Origin of the sequence: Streptomyces sp. NPDC005492, assembly GCF_040605995.1 — a bacterium.
In the GTDB taxonomy this organism is placed as follows: Bacteria; Actinomycetota; Actinomycetes; order Streptomycetales; family Streptomycetaceae; genus Streptomyces.
The window spans coordinates 105475-120818 of sequence record NZ_JBEXDX010000006.1; the positions used below are offsets into that span (position 1 = coordinate 105475).

The window sequence follows — 15344 nt, forward strand, 5'->3', positions numbered from 1 at the left end:
AAATCCGGTCCTACGACACCCCGACGGCCTGTGTCTGGGTCAGGTGCTCCGGCGCTCGCGCCGCGAGGAACGCGGTACGGAGTCGGAGGCGAAAGCCGAGGGACTCGTACAGCCGTATCGCGTTGGTGTTGGTCGCGCCGGTGTGCAGGAAGGGTGTCTCGCCGCGTTCACGGATGCCGTGGGCCACGGCACGGATCAGGCGGCCGGCGAGACCCTCGCCACGGGCGGAGGGATCGGTGCAGACGGCGCTGACCTCGGTCCAGCCGGGCGGGTGGAGCCGTTCGCCGGCCATGGCGACAAGCACGCCGTTTCGGCGGATGCCCAGGTAGGTGCCGAGTTCGACGGTGCGGGGCAGAAACGGGCCGGGCTTGGTCCGTTCCACCAGGTCGAGCATCTCGGGCACGTCGGCCGGGCCGAGACGGACCGCCTCCGGATCCGGTGCGGCGGACATCCCCTCGTCGACCATCTGCACACCGTCCAGGTGGAAGGTGACCTCCCAGTCGTCCGGGACCCGGCCCCGGAAGCCGAGCAGCGGGATCTCGCTACCGGGCCCGGAGAGCGCGGCCACATCCGCCCAGTCATCCGCGTCGGGCTCGTCGGGCAGCGCCACCCATGGGGTCACGTCGACCGGGTAGCGCAGGACCCGCCCGCGCTGCTCGGCGAAGTGCGCGTGCGGGCCGGTGAGAGCGGCCCGGGCGGGGTTGTCGAGGACGTGGTTGTCGACGGGGCTCATACGGCGACCTCGATCACGATCTTGCCGCGGGCGTGGCCGTCCTCGACCGTGCGCAGGGCCTCGCCCGCCTGGTCGAGCGGGAAGGTCTGGGTCACATGGGGGTCCAGTCGGCCGCCCACCACGAGTTGGGCGACGGCGTCGAGGACGGTGGTGTTGCGGGCGCGCTCGACGCGGCTGCCGCCGAGCTTCTCGACCACGGGTGCGGGGGCTCCGGCGGTGATCAGCTTCGTGGGGTCGGTGAGCAGGGTCGCGGCGTCGGCGAGCACCTCGCCGCCGACGAGGTCGTAGACGCCGTCGATGCCGTCCGGGGCGACCGCCCGTACCCGCGCGGCCAGATCCGGTCCGGAGGGGACGTGGACCGCGCCCAGCGATTCCACGAAGTCCTTCTTGCCCTCGCTCGCCACGCCCACGGCGCGCAGTCCGAAGGCGCGGGCGATCTGGACCGCCGCAGAGCCGACCCCGCCGCCCGCGCCGGTGATCAGCACCGTCGCGCCGACCGGCCGGTCGAGCTGGCGGACACCGTCGTACGCGGTCGCCGCGGCGACCGGCAGCGTGGCCGCGTCCCGGAAGGACAGTTCGGCGGGCTTGTGCGCGGTGACCGTCGCGGCCAGCAGGGCGTACTCGGCGTAGCCGCCCGCCACCGTGTTGCCGAACACCTCGTCGCCGACGGCGAATCCGTCGACTCCGTCGCCGAGTTCCGCCACGACCCCGGCGGCCTCGTTGCCGAAGACCTCGGGGAAGGCGGGTGCGTCCGTCTCACCGGGCCGTCGGAAGCCGTTGCGCAGCTTCCAGTCGACGGGGTTCACCCCGGCCGCGCGCACCGCGACGAGGATCTCACCGGGACCGGGACGGGGCCGGTCCACCTCTACGAGCGCCTCGGTCTCGGGTCCCCCGTAACGCGTGAAGACGTACGCCTTCGGCATCTGCTTCCTCACTCTCCTTCGCCGTCACCTCTCAGGCCGCACTGAAGCCCAAGGTCGACCAGCGGTCGGCTATTCCCCGGAGCGGTGAGAGTTCATACGGCCGCAATGATCGTCGGTGCCCCTCGGACCTGGGCATATCTCGTGGACTCGTACCGTTGAGGCGAGAACCCACTGATCGCGCCCACCCGGCGGACCCGCGCCGCGACGGCCTGGAGGCTCCACCCGTATGCACGTCACCCGAGGTTTCACCGGACGCCCCCGCGTCCCCGACGCCGGCCTGCCGCCCGGTCAGTACGACGCGGGCGACGACTGGCCCGTCCTGTCCGCCGAGGTCACCCCCGACCTGGCCCCGGCCGACTGGACCTTCCGCATCGACGGACTGGTGGCCGAGCCGCACACCTGGAACTGGTCACAGGCGCACGAACTGCCGACGTCCGCCTACGAGGGCGACATCCACTGTGTGACGAGCTGGTCGAAGTTCGGGGTCCGGTTCGGAGGCGTATCGCTGGACGCGTTCTTCAATGTGGTCCGGCCCCATGTGTCCGCCACACATGTGGTCGCGTACTCGCACACCGGGTACACCACGAACCTCCCGCTCTCCGATCTGACCGGCGGGCGGGCCTGGATCGCGTGGGAGTACGACGGCGAGCCGCTGTCCGCCGAGCACGGTGGGCCCGCCCGGCTGCTGGTGCCGCACCTGTACTTCTGGAAGAGCGCCAAGTGGATCGCGGGTCTGCGGCTCCTCGACCACGACGAGGCGGGCTTCTGGGAGCAGAACGGCTATCACGCCCGGGGAAACCCCTGGGAGGAACAGCGGTACTCCGGTGACTGAGACCTTCGCGCCCGCCACCCGGTTCGCGGTGCCGGGGCGTATTGCCGTGAGTGACCAGACCGCCTCCGTGTGGCAGACCGCCACGCTCACCGAGATCCGCCGGGAGACCCCGCACGCCTCGACGTTCCGGTTCGCGGTGCCCAGTTGGGCGGGCCATCTGCCCGGCCAGCATCTGATGCTGCGGCTGCGGGCCGAGGACGGCTATGTGGCGCAGCGCCACTACTCGATCGCCTCTCCCCCGGACGACTCCGGGTATGTGGAGCTGACCCTGGACCATGTCGAGGGCGGCGAGGTGTCGGGCTGGTTCCACACGGTGGCCGAGCCCGGTGACGAGGTCGAGGTGCGCGGTCCGCTGAGCGGCTTCTTCGCCTGGCCCGGCGACCGGCCCGCGCTGCTGCTGGGCGCCGGCTCCGGGGTCGTACCGCTGATGTCGATGCTCCGGCAGCACCGGGCGCGGAACCTGTCGGTGCCGCTGCGGCTGGTGGTGTCGGCGCGCAGTCCCGAGGAATTGATCTACGCGCGGGAGTACGGCGCCGAGACCACGGCCGTGTTCACGCGCAGCGCGCCGGAGGGGGTACCAGTGGGACGTATGGCCCCCGCACATGTGGCGCCGCTCCTGGCCGAGCAGCCTGCCGGTGGGTGGGAGGCCTATGTGTGTGGCTCCAACGGTTTCGCCGAGCATGCCTCGCGGCTGCTGGTCGAGGCGGGCCAGCCCGTGGATCGCATCCGCATCGAACGCTTCGGCTGAGACGTGAGCCCGGTGAGACGCGGTCCCGACTGAGGCTCGCTCCGGTTGAGGGAAATGCCTCGGACGGGGTACGAGTTCTGTGTGGACGCTCGCATGCGTGCGCGGAGTCGATGCGGCGGCGGACCGGCCTCACGGGGCTTCCGGCCCACCGGTTCCTCGGCTCCGGTGACGGCGAGGAGATCGACATGCGGACTCGGGTACGGGGTGGAAGCCGGCGGAACAATCCGCTGCGGCGCCGGTCGGACGTCGTGGAGGCGTGGACGGCACTGGCCGTCACGGTCCTGCTGTTCGTCATCGCGCCCCTGGCCGGTGCCGGCGCGGGCCTCTGGGCCCACGACCAGGCCCGGACCATCGCCGCGGCCCAGCGGGCCGACCGCCATCGCGTGCCCGCACAGGTGATCGGAAACCCGCCCTCGGGGCTGACGTCGGTGGAAGGCACCCGCGCGCAGACCTTCCCGGTCGAAGTGCGCTGGACCGACCCGGGCAAGGGGCCGCGCACGACCACGGCCGAGGTCCCGGTGGGCACGGTGCGCGGTGCCGTGGTGGACGTATGGCTCGACACCAAAGGGCACGGTGTCGCCCCGCCCGCGGGTGAAGTGGCCGTCTGGCAGCACACGTTGACGATCGGCGTGTGGACGGCGGGCGGTGTGGTCACCCTCGCCCTCCTCGTGTCCGCGGTGACCCGACGGGTCGCGCTGCGACACCGGTTGGCCGAGTGGGAACGGGACTGGGCCCTCACGGAGCCGGAGTGGACGCGGCGGCGGGCGTGAAGCGCCGGTGCTCACTTTCGCGCCCCAACACCCCGCCACCACAGGGGACTTGAACGAACCGCACTCGGGAGTCCCCGGCCGATGGCACCACGGCCGTGCATCCGCCGCCGCGAACCCCGCGTCACCGGCCCGGGTTGCCACGGGGCCGCCAACGCCGCCACGCCGATCCGCGCCGCTCACACCCCCACCCGGAAGCCACGCCGATCCGCGCCCCTCACACGCCCCGGCCGATGGCACCACGGCCGTGCATCCGCCGCCGCGAACACCGCGTCACCGACCCGGGCCTGCCGCGAACACCGCCACACCGATCGGCGCCTTCGCACCCCCACCTGGAACACCGCCACGCCGATCCGTGTCCGTCACACGCCCCGCCCCGAACACCAACTCACCGATCCGCCCCCATCACGCCCCACCCCCGAAACCGTGTGCGCGACCCCGTCACCCCCGTCACCCCCGTCAAAGCACCCGCTGCATCTCCCGAGCAACCCGTCCATGGTCCCGCAGCACATCCCCCAGCGCCGAGAGCATCGGCTCTCCCCGCTCGACGAGGATCCGCCCGGCGACCACCGTCGTCCACGCCCGCGCCGGACCGCAGCGCAGCCACGCCTCGACGGGATCGCTGAGTGCCCCGGCCAGCGCGACCTCGTGCAGGTCCCAGACGACCAGGTCGGCACACGCGCCGGGCCGCAGGTGTCCCAGTTCGTCGGCGCGGCCCAGGCACCGTGCCGAGCCTCGGGTCGCGATGTCGAGGGCGTCGCGTGCCGTCATCGCGCCGGGTCCGCCCCGGTAGCGGCCGAGCAGCAGGGCGCCACGGGTCTCCATCCACAAGGAGGCGTGGTCGGTGGAGGCGGAGCCGTCGCAGCCGATGCCGACGGGCAGGCCGAGTTCACGCATCTCCTTGACCCTGGCCGTGCCGCCCCCGATCAACATGTTGGAGCTGGGGCAGTGCGCCACACCGACGCCCGCCTCCGCTAGCCGGCGCAGCTCGTCGTCGTTCGGATAGATGCAGTGCGCGACCCAGGTACGGTCGCTCATCCACCCGGTGTCCTCGAAGTACTCGACGGGCCGGCAGCCGTAGGTCTCCAGACAGTAGGTGTCCTCGTCCCGGTCCTCGGCGAGGTGCGTGTGCAGCCGTACGTCGTGGCGTTCGGCGAGTTCCGCGGTCGCCGTCATGACGTCCTTGGTGACCGAGAACGGCGAGCAGGGTGCCAGCGCGACCCGGATCAGGGCGCCCGGCTCCGGGTCGTGGTGGGCCTTGATCAGCCGCTCGCTGTCGGCGAGCACCTCGTCGGTGGTCTGGGTGACGCTCCTCGGCGGCAGTCCCCCGTCCTCGACGGAGCGGGTCATCGAACCGCGCGTCGCATGGAGGCGGAAGCCGATGTCGCGGGCGGCGCGGATCTCCGCGTCCACCAGGTAGGGGCGCGGGTGCACATAGAGGTGGTCGGAGGATGTGGTGCAGCCGCCCATGAGGAGTTCCGCCATACCGACGTACGCCGATACGTATGCGGCCTCCTCGTCGAGCCTCGCCCACAACGGGTAGAGCGTGGTCAGCCAGTCGAAGAGGGTGCCGTTGACGGCGGGCGCGTAGGAGCGGGTGAGGTTCTGGTAGATGTGGTGGTGCGTGTTGATCAGGCCGGGGGTGACGAGCCGTCCGGCCGCGGAGACGGTCGTGGTGGCCTCGGGTTCGGTCCCTCCCGCGCCGACGGCGCTGACCCGACCACCCGTGACGGCCACCCAGCCGCCGGGGATCTCCCGCTCACCGTCCACGACGAGCAGTTCCGCGTCCTTGACCAGCAGATCCACGGCAGACGACATGCGGCCATGGTAGGCGCGGGGCACCGCAAAAGCCTGGCGAGTCCTCCGATGTCACACGTACGGTGTGATCATCCGCACTCACACTTCACAAAGGCGGTCATCAATGGCCCTGTTCGACCTTCCGCTCGACGAACTCCGCGCGTACCGCAGCGAGTCCGTCGAGCCCGACGACTTCGACGCCTTCTGGTCCAAGACCCTCCAGGAGACGCGCGAGCACGATCTGGACGCCCGCTTCGAACCGGTCGACACGGGACTGTCCACGGTCGAGGTGTACGACGTGACGTTCGCCGGGTTCGGCGGCCACCCGGTGAAGGGCTGGCTGCGGTTGCCGGCCGGTGCCGACCAACCGCTGCCGCTGGTCGTGGAGTTCGTCGGCTACGGCGGAGGGCGGGGTCTCCCGCACGAGAACCTGCTGTGGGCGTCGACGGGCCGCGCCCACTTCGTCATGGACACGCGCGGGCAGGGCAGCGCGTGGGGCGGTGGCGGCGGCACCCCGGACCCGGTGGGCGGCGCGCCCGCGTACCCCGGCTTCATGACCCGGGGCATCGACGCCCCCGAGAACTACTACTACCGCCGGGTGTTCACGGACGGGGTGCGCGCCGTCGAGGCGGCCCGTTCGCACCCGCTGGTGGATCCGGCCCGCACGGTGGCGATCGGCGCGAGCCAGGGCGGCGGCATCACGATCGCCGTGGGCGGGCTGCTCGGCGACCTGGCCGGGATCGCGCCGGACGTGCCGTTCCTGTGCGACTACCCGCGCGCCGCGACCCTCACGGACCGCCACCCGTATCGCGAGATCGGCAGCTATCTCAAGACCCATCGCGGCCGCGCCGAGGACGTCCTGCGGACGCTCTCGTACTTCGACGCCGTCCACTTCGCGTCCCGGGGCCGCGCGCCCGCCCTCTTCTCGACGGCCCTGGAGGATCAGACCTGCCCGCCCTCCACGGTGTTCGCCGTGTTCAACGCCTGGGCGCACGACGACAAGAAGATCGAGGTCTACGACTTCAACGACCATGAGGGCGGCGGCCCTTACCAGGAGGCGACCAAGCTGGACTGGCTGCGGTCGTACGTCTGAGGGGTGTCGTATGGACACGGGTGAGGCCGCCGAGCGGTTTGTGCGGGTGTGGGCGCGGGGCTGGGCGGCGCACGACGTGGAGGCGCTGCTGGAGCTGTACGCCGAGGACTGCGTCCACCGCTCGATGCCGTTCCGTGAACCGCACCGTGGGCGGGCCGAGTTGGCCGCGTATCTGCGCTGGTCGTTCGCCGCGGAGCGAGTGGTCGACGTCCGGTTCTCGGCGCCGGTCGTCGGCCAACACCGGGTGGCGGTAGCGGAGTTCAGGGTGCTGTCCGAGGAGGGCGGTGAGCCGTCCACGCTCGCCGGCTGTGTCTTCGTGCGCTTCGACGAGGCGGGGCTGGCCGTGGAGACCCGCGACTACTGGCACACGGAACCGGGTCACCGGGAGCCCTCGGGCACGCTGTTCCTCGACTGAACGTACGACACCTTCCACCCAGTCCGACCAGTCGGTATGTTCAGTGGGCCCGGGTCGCAGCGTCGCGGTCCGGGCCCAGGGCGGACCACGGAGGCACCATGTCCGAGCACCAGCCAGCCATCGACGGCCACTACGACCCGCGCTTCACGGCGGTCCGCACGGCGTTCGAGGAGAACTTCCGGGACCGGGACGAACTGGGCGCCGCAGTGACCGTCACACTGGACGGCGAGACCGTGGTCGACCTGTGGGGCGGCTGGGCCGACGCGGCCCGGACCCGCCCCTGGGAGCGGGACACACTGGTCAACGTCTGGTCCACCACCAAAGGCCCGGTGGCCCTGTGCGCCCACATCCTCGCCGACCGGGGCCTGCTCGACCTCGATGCCCCGGTGGCCGCGTACTGGCCGGAGTTCGCCGCCGCCGGCAAGGAGAACGTGCTCGTACGACACCTGCTGTCACACCGCGCCGGACTGGCCGGACTGCGCGAGCCGCACTCCCTCGCGCAGCTCTACGACTGGGAGTTGACGACTCGGCGACTCGCAGCCATGGAGCCCTGGTGGGAGCCCGGGACGCGGTCCGGGTACCACGCGCTCACCTACGGCTTCCTCGTGGGCGAAGTGGTGCGCCGCGTCTCGGGGTTGCTGCCGGGGGCCTTCCTGGAGCGGGAGGTCACCGGCCCGCTCGGGATCGACTTCACGATCGGGCTGCCGGAGAAGGACGCCGACCGGGCGGCCGAGCTGGTGCATCCGCCGGCCGTGTCGAGCACTGAACAGGCCGCGATCTTCAGCCAGTTGGCGCCCGCCGCCATCGCCGCGCTGACCAACCCGCTCGCGGGCGCGGCCGAGGCCAACACTCCCGAATGGCGCGCCGCGGAGATCCCGGCCGCGAACGGCCACGGCACCGCACGCGCGATCGCCGCGCTCTACGGCGTGTTCGCCGGACGGGGCTCCTACGACGGCCACCGTGTCCTCTCCCCCGAGGCGGCCGAGCGGGTGCGCGAGGGCCAGGGAAGCTGCCGCGACCTGGTACTCGGGCCGGGCCTCGCGCACGAGACGGAGGTCGCGCTGGGCCTGTGGCTCAGTGGCCCGAACGGCTCGTACGGTCCCGACCCGAGGGCTTTCGGACACGACGGCTTCGGCGGCTCCTGCGGTCTGGCCGACCCGGACGCCGGTGTGTCGCTGGGCTATGTGATGAACCGGATGGGGCCTCATATCGCCGACGACCCACGGAAGATGGCGCTGATCGACGCCCTGTACGGCGCCCTGTGAGGAGTGATCGGCGCGGGCCGGTTTCGGCCTAACTGCCCTGCCGCTCTTCCCTGGTGGTTTAGACCAATGCTAGATCTGGTCGCGCAACGAGCCCGCACGGCTACGTTTCGTCACCGTTCTGCCCTCAGTCTTGTCACCAACAGGAGGCGCGGCATGGCCCGCACCACCCCCCACGACCACCCGACCGCCGACGACCAGCCCCTCTACGGGAAGGTGGCCACCCGACTCCTCGCCGAACTCCACGACGGCACCATCCCGCCAGGTGAACGCCTGCCCGGGGAACGGCAGTTGGCCGAGCACTTCCGGGTCAGCCGGGAGACCGTACGGCAGGCGCTGGAGGTGCTGCGCAGGGACGGTCTGGTCGCCACCGACCGGCGCGGCAGCCACGCCACGCTGACCGGCCTGCCGGTGGAGACGCCCTCGTCCCTCACCTTCCCGGTCGGCGCCCGGAGCACGGACCCGACCGGCTTCGACCGCACCTCGGTGGCCTGGGAGACTCCGCCGCCCGAGCACGCCGAGGCCCTGGGCATCGCGCCGGACCGCCCGACGCTGGTGCACCGGTACGCGTCCGCAGCGGCGGACGGCAGCGGACTGCGTACGGCCGTCACGTCCTTCTCGGCGGTGGCCCTGGCCGAGGTGGAGGAGCTGGCCCGCTACCGCGACCGGGCCGACGGCTCCGCCTCCGCCCAACTCCGGCGCACCTACGACTGGATGCGCCGAGCCGGTCTGACACTGCACCACCGGGACGCCATCACCCAGGTCGCGAACGCGCCCTCGGTGCGGGTGACCCGCCGCGTGCACGACCAGTACGCCCGTCCGCTGGAGATCACCGACCTGGTCGTGGAGGCCCAACAGGACGCCCTGATCTACGAGTTCACGGTGCCCTCGGCGGGCTGAACCCGGCCCGGGCTGTGGTGCGCGGCGGGCTCGATGCCGAACCCGCCGCGCGCCGACCGGCGTTACACGCTCGTGAGGACCACGAGCTGCTGGGTCGCCCGGGTCATCGCGACATAGTGGTCGACCGCTCCCTCGATGCCCTCGCCGAACGACTCAGGGTCGACGAGGACGACCAGGTCGAACTCAAGTCCCTTGGACAGCTCGGGAGTCAGCGACCTGACACGGGGCGTCGCCCGGAACGTCGGATCGCCGATGACACAGGCGATCCCGTCGTCGTGTGCGGCGAGCCAGGTGTCGAGGACCGATTCCAGGTCCGAGGCGGGGCCGTGGACGACGGGGATACCGCTGCTCCGGATGGAGGTCGGCACGTTGGCGTCCGGAAGCACGGCGCGGATGACCGGCTCGGCCTCCGTCATGATCTCTTCCGGGGTGCGGTAATTCACGGTCAGGGAGGCCAGGTTGATGCGGTCGAGCCCAATACGCTTCAGCCGTTCCTGCCACGACTCGGTGAATCCGTGCCGGGCCTGGGCACGGTCACCGACGATGGTGAAGCTGCGGGACGGACAGCGCTGGAGCAGCATCTGCCATTCAGCGTCGGTCAGTTCCTGGGCCTCGTCCACGACGATGTGCGCGAACGGACCGGCGAGCAGGTCGGGTTCGATGCCGGGCTGGGCAGCCTCGTCGATGAGGGCGTCGCGCAGGTCCTGCCCGTGCAGCATGCCCATCGCGCCCTCGCTCTCGTCGATCTCGACGTTCTGGAGCAGACTGTCGATGACATCGGTCCTGCGGGCGTGTTCGGCGGCGACGGCGGCCTCCTGCCGGCGCTTGCGCCGTGCCGCTTCCGGATCGCCGAGTCGCTGGCGCGCCGCGTCGAGCAGCGGCAGGTCGGACACCGTCCAGGCCTGGGCGTCCGCGCGCTGCAAGCGCTGCACCTCGTCGCGGCTCAGCGAGGGGGCGCACTTGCGCAGATAGGCCGGTACCGTCCACAGGTCTCCGACGAGGTCGGCCGCTTCGAGCAGCGGCCACGCGCGGTTGAAGGCGGTGAGCAGTTCGCGGTTCTGGCGCAGCGACTTGCGGAGCAGTGCGGGGGTGACCGCGCCGTCCTGGGCGTTGGTGGTGTCCTCGTGCTTGTCGACGAGGATGGTGAGCAGTTCCTGCCAGACCTGCTCGCGTCCCTCGTTGTGCGGGGTGCCCGGTTCGGCCGCCTCGAACGCCACGGACCAGTCCTCGGCGCTCAGCCAGATGTCGGACCAGTGCGTGGTGACATTCATGCCCTTGGTGGGCGGCTCCTCGTAGAACCGCACGGCCGGCTCGATCGCCCGCACCAGCTCCACGGACGATTTGAGACGGGCCACCTCCGGGTCGGCCTCCACGGCTGCGGCGGCTCCCTCGGTGACGAGGTCGCGCAGGATGCAGGTCTGTACACCCTCCTCGCCGAGGCTGGGGAGGACATCGGCGACGTAGTCCAGGTAGGGCCGGTGCGGACCGACGAACAGCACGCCGCCCCTGCGGTGCCCGAGGCGCGGGTCGGAGTAGAGGAGGTAGGCGGAGCGGTGCAGGGCGACGACGGTCTTGCCGGTGCCCGGGCCGCCGTCCACGACGAGCGCACCCCGGGATCCCGCGCGGATGATGGCGTCCTGGTCGGCCTGGATGGTGCCGAGCACATCGCGCATGCGGCCCGACCGGTTGCCGCCGAGGCTGGCGATGAAGGCGGACTGGTCGTCGAGGGCGGCGTGGCCGACGAACCCGTCCGCCGTGAACACCTCGTCCCAGTAGTCGCTGATCCGCCCGCGGGTCCAGCGGTACCTGCGACGGCTCGCCAGGCCCATCGGGTTGGCGTGGGTGGCCCCGAAGAACGGCTCGGCGGCGGGCGAGCGCCAGTCGAGCAGCAGACGGCGGCCCGTGCTGTCGGTGAGACCGAGCCGCCCGATGTACACGGGCTCGGCTGTGTTGGTGCCGACCATGTGGCCCAGACACAGGTCCAGGCCGAAGCGACGTAGGGTGCGCAGCCGTGTGGTCAGCCGGTGGATCTCCGTGTCCCGGTCCATCGCCGCCCGGCCGATGCCTCCGGGCGCCCTGCGCTCGGCGTCGAGCTGCTCGGTCAGGTCCGCGATCGACTGGTCGAGGCATTCCGCGATGGCCGCGAAGTGCTGCTCGTCGGCGGCGATCAGCGTCGGGTCGGCTTTGGCGGAGAGCCGGTCGGGAAGGTCGAAGGCGCTGGTGGTCAGGGGGTTCACGGCATCAATTCCGATCTGGGGTCCGCTCACGGCCGTGCGGGCGGCAGGGCGTGTGGACCAGTGCGTACGGGTTCTCGTGTTCCTGCTCGTTCACGCGGGTACGGACGGCACGGACGGCCGCTCTCCGCCGGTCGGGTCGAGGAGCATCTTCGCGGCCACCGTCGTCCCGTCGGTGCGGAGCGTGCCGGCCACCGCCTTCGCCCGGGCCCTCATTTCGGGCGCCAGGACGGTGGTGAGTGCGGCCGACAGGGAGTCGTAGGTCGGTGTCGGCCCGTCGTGTGCCACGCCGATGCCCAGTTCGGCCACCCCTGCGGCCCAGTATGGCTGGTCCACGATCTGAGGTACGACCACCTGCGGCACGCCGGCCAGGGAGGCGGTCTGCGTGGTGCCCGCGCCGCCGTGGTGCACGACGGCGGCGACGCGCCCGAAGAGCGCCTGATGGTTGACCTCTCCCACGACAAAGCAGTCGTCCCGGTCGTCGATCGGGGTCAGGTCCGCCCAGCCCCGGGCGAGCAGGACGCGGCGGCCCTGCGCTCGGATCGCCTCGATGGCTGTGCGGGCGAAGTCCGGCGAGGTGCTCAGGGCCATGCTGCCGAAGCCGACGTGCACCGGCGGCTCGCCGGCCTTCAGGAACGCCTCCAGGTCGTCCGGGAGCGGGCGCTCGTCGGGGAGGATCCACGGTCCGGTCGTCACGACGTCGAGATCCGTCAGGTCCTGCCACGGGACGAGGGCCGGTTCCGCCGCGAGCCACGGCCGGTCGGTGAAGACGTAGTCCCGGACGTTGCCCACCGGCGGCAGGCCGATCGCCGCCCGATGCCTGTTCTCCGCCTCGCCGTACAGGGCGTTCACGCGCTCGGCGTCCTGCTCCCACAGCACCTTGTTGTCGGTCTCCTCCGGCGGGGACGGCGTGCCCGGCCGCGCCGGGGGACGGCGCTGCAGCGACGGTAGGCCGACCGTGTGGAAGCAGGCGAAGACGTAGCGGATGCCCAGTTTCTCGGCCACCGAGCGGGCGCCGGCCGGCATCAGGCCGGTTGCCAGCAGCACGTCACAGCCCTCGGCCGCCACCATCAGCGTCTCGTACCGGGCGGCGACCAGCTCGGGCGCGAGCTGGAACGCGGCCCCCGGCTTCGGCGGCCGCGCGGCATTGACCACCGACCGCACCGAAGGACCGAGCGGCACCAGCGGCACCCCGATCCGGGCCAGCAGCTCGATGAACTCCTCGTCGGGCGGCGCGCAGACCCGTACCTCCGCGCCGAGTTCCAGCAGGCGCGACGCAAGGCCCGTGAGCGGTTCGACATCCCCGCGTGAACCCCACGTCGACAACAACACACGCATTCCGCGACTCCCGTTTCCGCAGGTCATGACCTCAGGCCGGACATTCTGCGACACAACGGGGGCCTTGCCGCAAGCCCCCCGGTGCGCTATACGTTAAGAAGGGAGGAGGAGTGAGTACACCTCCCTTCCCACCCTCTCCCGCGGATCTCGCGAAACTCGCTGAAGACAATCCGCCGACGATGTCGAGATCCCGTGCCCGGCTCCGTCCCCGAGGTGAACGCGTCCACAATGGGTCGCACCAGCACCGAGGAGATCGACCATGGCCAAGTACCTGCTGCTGAAGCACTACCGCGGCGCTCCTGCCGCCGTGAACGACGTCCCCATGGACCAGTGGACCCCCGAGGAGATCACGGCCCATGTGCAGTACATGAACGACTTCGCGGCCCGGCTGGAGCAGACCGGGGAGTTCGTCGACAGCAAGGCCCTCTCCCCCGAGGGGACGTTCGTCCGCTACGACGGCGAAGGGCGGCCGCCGATCACCGACGGCCCGTTCGCCGAGACCAAGGACGTCATCGCCGGCTGGATGGTGATCGACGTCGACAGCTACGAGCGCGCGGTGGAGCTTGCCGGTGAGCTGTCGGCCGCTCCCGGAGCCGGTGGCAGGCCGATCCACGAGTGGCTGGAGCTGCGCCCGTTCCTCGGCGCGCACCCCACCGTCACGGAGTGCACTCTGAAGTGAACGAGGTCCTGCTGAGAAGCCTCACGCCGAGTGTGCTCGGGATCCTCGTCCGTCGCGGAGCGGACTTCGCGGCGGCCGAGGACGCCGTACAGGACGCGTTGGTGGAGGCGGTCCGGGTCTGGCCGGACGATCCGCCGCGCGATCCGAAGGCCTGGCTGGTCACGGTGGCCTGGCGGCGGTTCCTCGACGCGACGCGGGCGGACACCGCGCGCCGCAGGCGGGAGGATCTGGTCGACGAGGAGCCGGTTCCCGGGCCCGCGTCCGCGACGGACGACACGCTCCAGCTCTATTTCCTGTGCGCCCACCCGTCGTTGACCCCGTCGTCGGCGGTCGCGCTCACGCTGCGCGCCGTCGGCGGGCTCACCACCCGGCAGATCGCCCAGGCCTATCTGGTGCCCGAGGCGACCATGGCGCAGCGCATCAGCCGGGCCAAACGCACGGTCTCCGGCGTGCGCTTCGACCAGCCCGGCGATGTGGCCACCGTGCTGCGCGTCCTCTATCTGGTCTTCAACGAGGGCTACTCCGGTGACGTCGACCTCGCCGCCGAGGCCATCCGGCTCACCCGGCAGGTCGCCGGCGCGATCGACCACCCCGAGGTCGCGGGGCTGCTCGCGCTCATGCTGCTCCACCACGCCCGGCGCGCCGCCCGGACCACACCCGACGGCACCCTGGTGCCGCTCGCCGAGCAGGACCGCGGCCAATGGGACACCACGTTGATCGCCGAGGGCGTCACGATCCTCCAAGCCGCCCTCGCCCGCGACCGGTTGGGCGAGTTCCAGGCCCAGGCAGCCATCGCGGCGCTGCACGCGGACGCGCCCACCGCCGAGGAGACGGACTGGGTGCAGATCGTCGAGTGGTACGACGAACTCGCCGGCCTGACCGACAACCCGGTCGTACGCCTCAACCGCGCGGTGGCGGTAGGCGAGGCCGACGGCCCGCGCGCCGGCCTTGCGATACTCGCCACCCTGGACGACTCACTGCCCCGCCACACGGCGGTGGCGGCCTATCTCCACGAGCGCGACGGCGACCTGACAACAGCGGCACGCCTCTACGCCGAGGCGGCGCACAAGGCCCCCAACCTCGCCGAACGCGACCACCTGACCCGCCAGGCAGCCCGACTCAACTCCCGCCGGACTCAAGGGCGTTGATACGCGCCGTCGTCCCTCTCCGTCACTCCCACTGATACGGGAGGTACTTGCCGTCGAGGGTGATGACGACCCGGTCACCTGCGGGGTCGGGCACGCGGCGGACGTCGAGACGGAAGTTGATCGCGCTCATGATGCCGTCGCCGCACTGCTCGTGGATGAGTTCCTTGATGGTGGGGCCGTAGACCTGGACGACTTCGTAGAGCCGGTAGATCGTGGGGTCCACGGGGACCGCCGCGTCCAAGGCACCACGTGTGGGCTGGAGTTGGAAGGCGAGGGCGGCATCTTCACCGAGTTCCAGGAGGGCCGCGGCCGTCGCCGCCTCGTCCTTGTCCATCGGGTGCTGGCCCAGCAGGGCCGCGGTGGTCCAGGCGAGCGGGCGGCCCACCGCCTCCGCCAACTGGACCCATGTGACACCGGTCTTCACCTTGGCCTGCCGGACGGCCTCGGCGGCTTCACCCTTGCTGAGCATGCACAA

General features: G+C 71.4%; 15 protein-coding genes. 9 read left to right on the forward strand and 6 right to left on the reverse strand.

Annotated elements, in window-relative coordinates:
* Positions 1-10: 10 nt before the first annotated feature.
* Entirely contained in the window at positions 11-733 is a 723-nt protein-coding gene (locus ABZT04_RS10970; protein WP_356055329.1) for a GNAT family N-acetyltransferase, read from the reverse strand.
* A complete protein-coding gene (locus ABZT04_RS10975) occupies positions 730-1656 on the reverse strand; it encodes an NADP-dependent oxidoreductase (RefSeq protein ID WP_356055331.1) in 927 nt (308 codons plus the stop codon). The genes ABZT04_RS10970 and ABZT04_RS10975 overlap by 4 nt, the downstream gene beginning before the upstream one ends.
* Positions 1657-1882: 226 nt before the next feature.
* On the opposite strand from ABZT04_RS10975, the gene ABZT04_RS10980 reads away from it, so the two are divergent.
* From ABZT04_RS10980 to ABZT04_RS10990, 3 genes are all read left to right on the forward strand, one after another.
* On the forward strand, positions 1883-2488 hold the full coding sequence (locus tag ABZT04_RS10980) for a sulfite oxidase-like oxidoreductase (RefSeq protein ID WP_356055333.1): 606 nt from the start codon (positions 1883-1885) through the stop codon (positions 2486-2488).
* Positions 2481-3236 (forward strand): ferredoxin reductase, encoded by a 756-nt coding sequence (locus ABZT04_RS10985; protein ID WP_356055335.1) that lies wholly within the window; start codon positions 2481-2483, stop codon positions 3234-3236. Before ABZT04_RS10980 ends, ABZT04_RS10985 begins: the two co-directional genes overlap by 8 nt.
* 110 nt (positions 3237-3346) lie before the next feature.
* A complete protein-coding gene (locus ABZT04_RS10990) occupies positions 3347-4006 on the forward strand; it encodes a hypothetical protein (RefSeq protein ID WP_356055337.1) in 660 nt (219 codons plus the stop codon).
* A gap of 456 nt (positions 4007-4462) precedes the next feature.
* Here the strand turns inward: ABZT04_RS10990 and ABZT04_RS10995 are convergent, their stop codons facing one another.
* Complete coding sequence (locus tag ABZT04_RS10995) at positions 4463-5821, reverse strand: 8-oxoguanine deaminase (RefSeq protein ID WP_356055339.1); 1359 nt, start codon at positions 5819-5821, stop codon at positions 4463-4465.
* A gap of 103 nt (positions 5822-5924) precedes the next feature.
* Here ABZT04_RS10995 and ABZT04_RS11000 point away from each other — a divergent pair, with 103 nt between their 5' ends.
* The 4 genes from ABZT04_RS11000 (at position 5925) to ABZT04_RS11015 (ending at position 9470) form a co-directional block, all read left to right on the forward strand.
* A complete protein-coding gene (locus ABZT04_RS11000) occupies positions 5925-6893 on the forward strand; it encodes an acetylxylan esterase (RefSeq protein WP_356055341.1) in 969 nt (322 codons plus the stop codon).
* 10 nt (positions 6894-6903) lie between these two features.
* Entirely contained in the window at positions 6904-7308 is a 405-nt protein-coding gene (locus ABZT04_RS11005) for a nuclear transport factor 2 family protein (protein WP_356055343.1), read from the forward strand.
* A 98-nt stretch (positions 7309-7406) separates the two neighbouring features.
* Positions 7407-8573, forward strand: a complete 1167-nt coding sequence (locus ABZT04_RS11010) for a serine hydrolase domain-containing protein (RefSeq protein ID WP_356055345.1) — start codon at positions 7407-7409, stop codon at positions 8571-8573.
* Between the two features lie 153 nt (positions 8574-8726).
* A complete protein-coding gene (locus ABZT04_RS11015; RefSeq protein WP_356055347.1) occupies positions 8727-9470 on the forward strand; it encodes a GntR family transcriptional regulator in 744 nt (247 codons plus the stop codon).
* Positions 9471-9532: 62 nt separating this feature from the next.
* Here ABZT04_RS11015 and helR read toward each other — a convergent pair whose 3' ends face one another.
* The gene (gene helR / locus ABZT04_RS11020) at positions 9533-11707 is read right to left on the reverse strand and encodes an RNA polymerase recycling motor ATPase HelR (protein WP_356055349.1); all 2175 of its coding nucleotides are present in this window, start codon (positions 11705-11707) and stop codon (positions 9533-9535) included.
* 90 nt (positions 11708-11797) lie between these two features.
* Positions 11798-13042: a glycosyltransferase gene (locus ABZT04_RS11025; protein ID WP_356055351.1), complete on the reverse strand. Its 1245-nt coding sequence runs from the start codon at positions 13040-13042 to the stop codon at positions 11798-11800.
* 259 nt (positions 13043-13301) lie between these two features.
* Here ABZT04_RS11025 and ABZT04_RS11030 point away from each other — a divergent pair, with 259 nt between their 5' ends.
* On the forward strand, positions 13302-13721 hold the full coding sequence (locus ABZT04_RS11030; protein ID WP_356055354.1) for a YciI family protein: 420 nt from the start codon (positions 13302-13304) through the stop codon (positions 13719-13721).
* A complete protein-coding gene (locus tag ABZT04_RS11035; RefSeq protein ID WP_356055707.1) occupies positions 13718-14869 on the forward strand; it encodes a DUF6596 domain-containing protein in 1152 nt (383 codons plus the stop codon). Before ABZT04_RS11030 ends, ABZT04_RS11035 begins: the two co-directional genes overlap by 4 nt.
* Before the next feature lie 22 nt (positions 14870-14891).
* Here ABZT04_RS11035 and cynS read toward each other — a convergent pair whose 3' ends face one another.
* Positions 14892-15338, reverse strand: coding sequence for a cyanase (gene cynS / locus ABZT04_RS11040; protein WP_356055356.1), 447 nt, complete (start codon positions 15336-15338; stop codon positions 14892-14894).
* Positions 15339-15344: the final 6 nt, after the last annotated feature.

Excerpts from the sequence above, each read along its gene's own strand:
- ABZT04_RS10970 (WP_356055329.1), bottom strand. The coding sequence starts at position 733 with ATGAGCCCCGTCGACAACCACGTCCTCGACAACCCCGCCCGGGCCGCT.
- ABZT04_RS10975 (WP_356055331.1), bottom strand. The coding sequence starts at position 1,656 with ATGCCGAAGGCGTACGTCTTCACGCGTTACGGGGGACCCGAGACCGAG.
- ABZT04_RS10980 (WP_356055333.1), top strand. The coding sequence starts at position 1,883 with ATGCACGTCACCCGAGGTTTCACCGGACGCCCCCGCGTCCCCGACGCC.
- ABZT04_RS10990 (WP_356055337.1), top strand. The coding sequence starts at position 3,347 with ATGCGGCGGCGGACCGGCCTCACGGGGCTTCCGGCCCACCGGTTCCTC.
- ABZT04_RS10995 (WP_356055339.1), bottom strand. The coding sequence starts at position 5,821 with ATGTCGTCTGCCGTGGATCTGCTGGTCAAGGACGCGGAACTGCTCGTC.
- ABZT04_RS11000 (WP_356055341.1), top strand. The coding sequence starts at position 5,925 with ATGGCCCTGTTCGACCTTCCGCTCGACGAACTCCGCGCGTACCGCAGC.
- ABZT04_RS11005 (WP_356055343.1), top strand. The coding sequence starts at position 6,904 with ATGGACACGGGTGAGGCCGCCGAGCGGTTTGTGCGGGTGTGGGCGCGG.
- ABZT04_RS11010 (WP_356055345.1), top strand. The coding sequence starts at position 7,407 with ATGTCCGAGCACCAGCCAGCCATCGACGGCCACTACGACCCGCGCTTC.
- ABZT04_RS11015 (WP_356055347.1), top strand. The coding sequence starts at position 8,727 with ATGGCCCGCACCACCCCCCACGACCACCCGACCGCCGACGACCAGCCC.
- ABZT04_RS11025 (WP_356055351.1), bottom strand. The coding sequence starts at position 13,042 with ATGCGTGTGTTGTTGTCGACGTGGGGTTCACGCGGGGATGTCGAACCG.
- ABZT04_RS11030 (WP_356055354.1), top strand. The coding sequence starts at position 13,302 with ATGGCCAAGTACCTGCTGCTGAAGCACTACCGCGGCGCTCCTGCCGCC.
- cynS (WP_356055356.1), bottom strand. The coding sequence starts at position 15,338 with ATGCTCAGCAAGGGTGAAGCCGCCGAGGCCGTCCGGCAGGCCAAGGTG.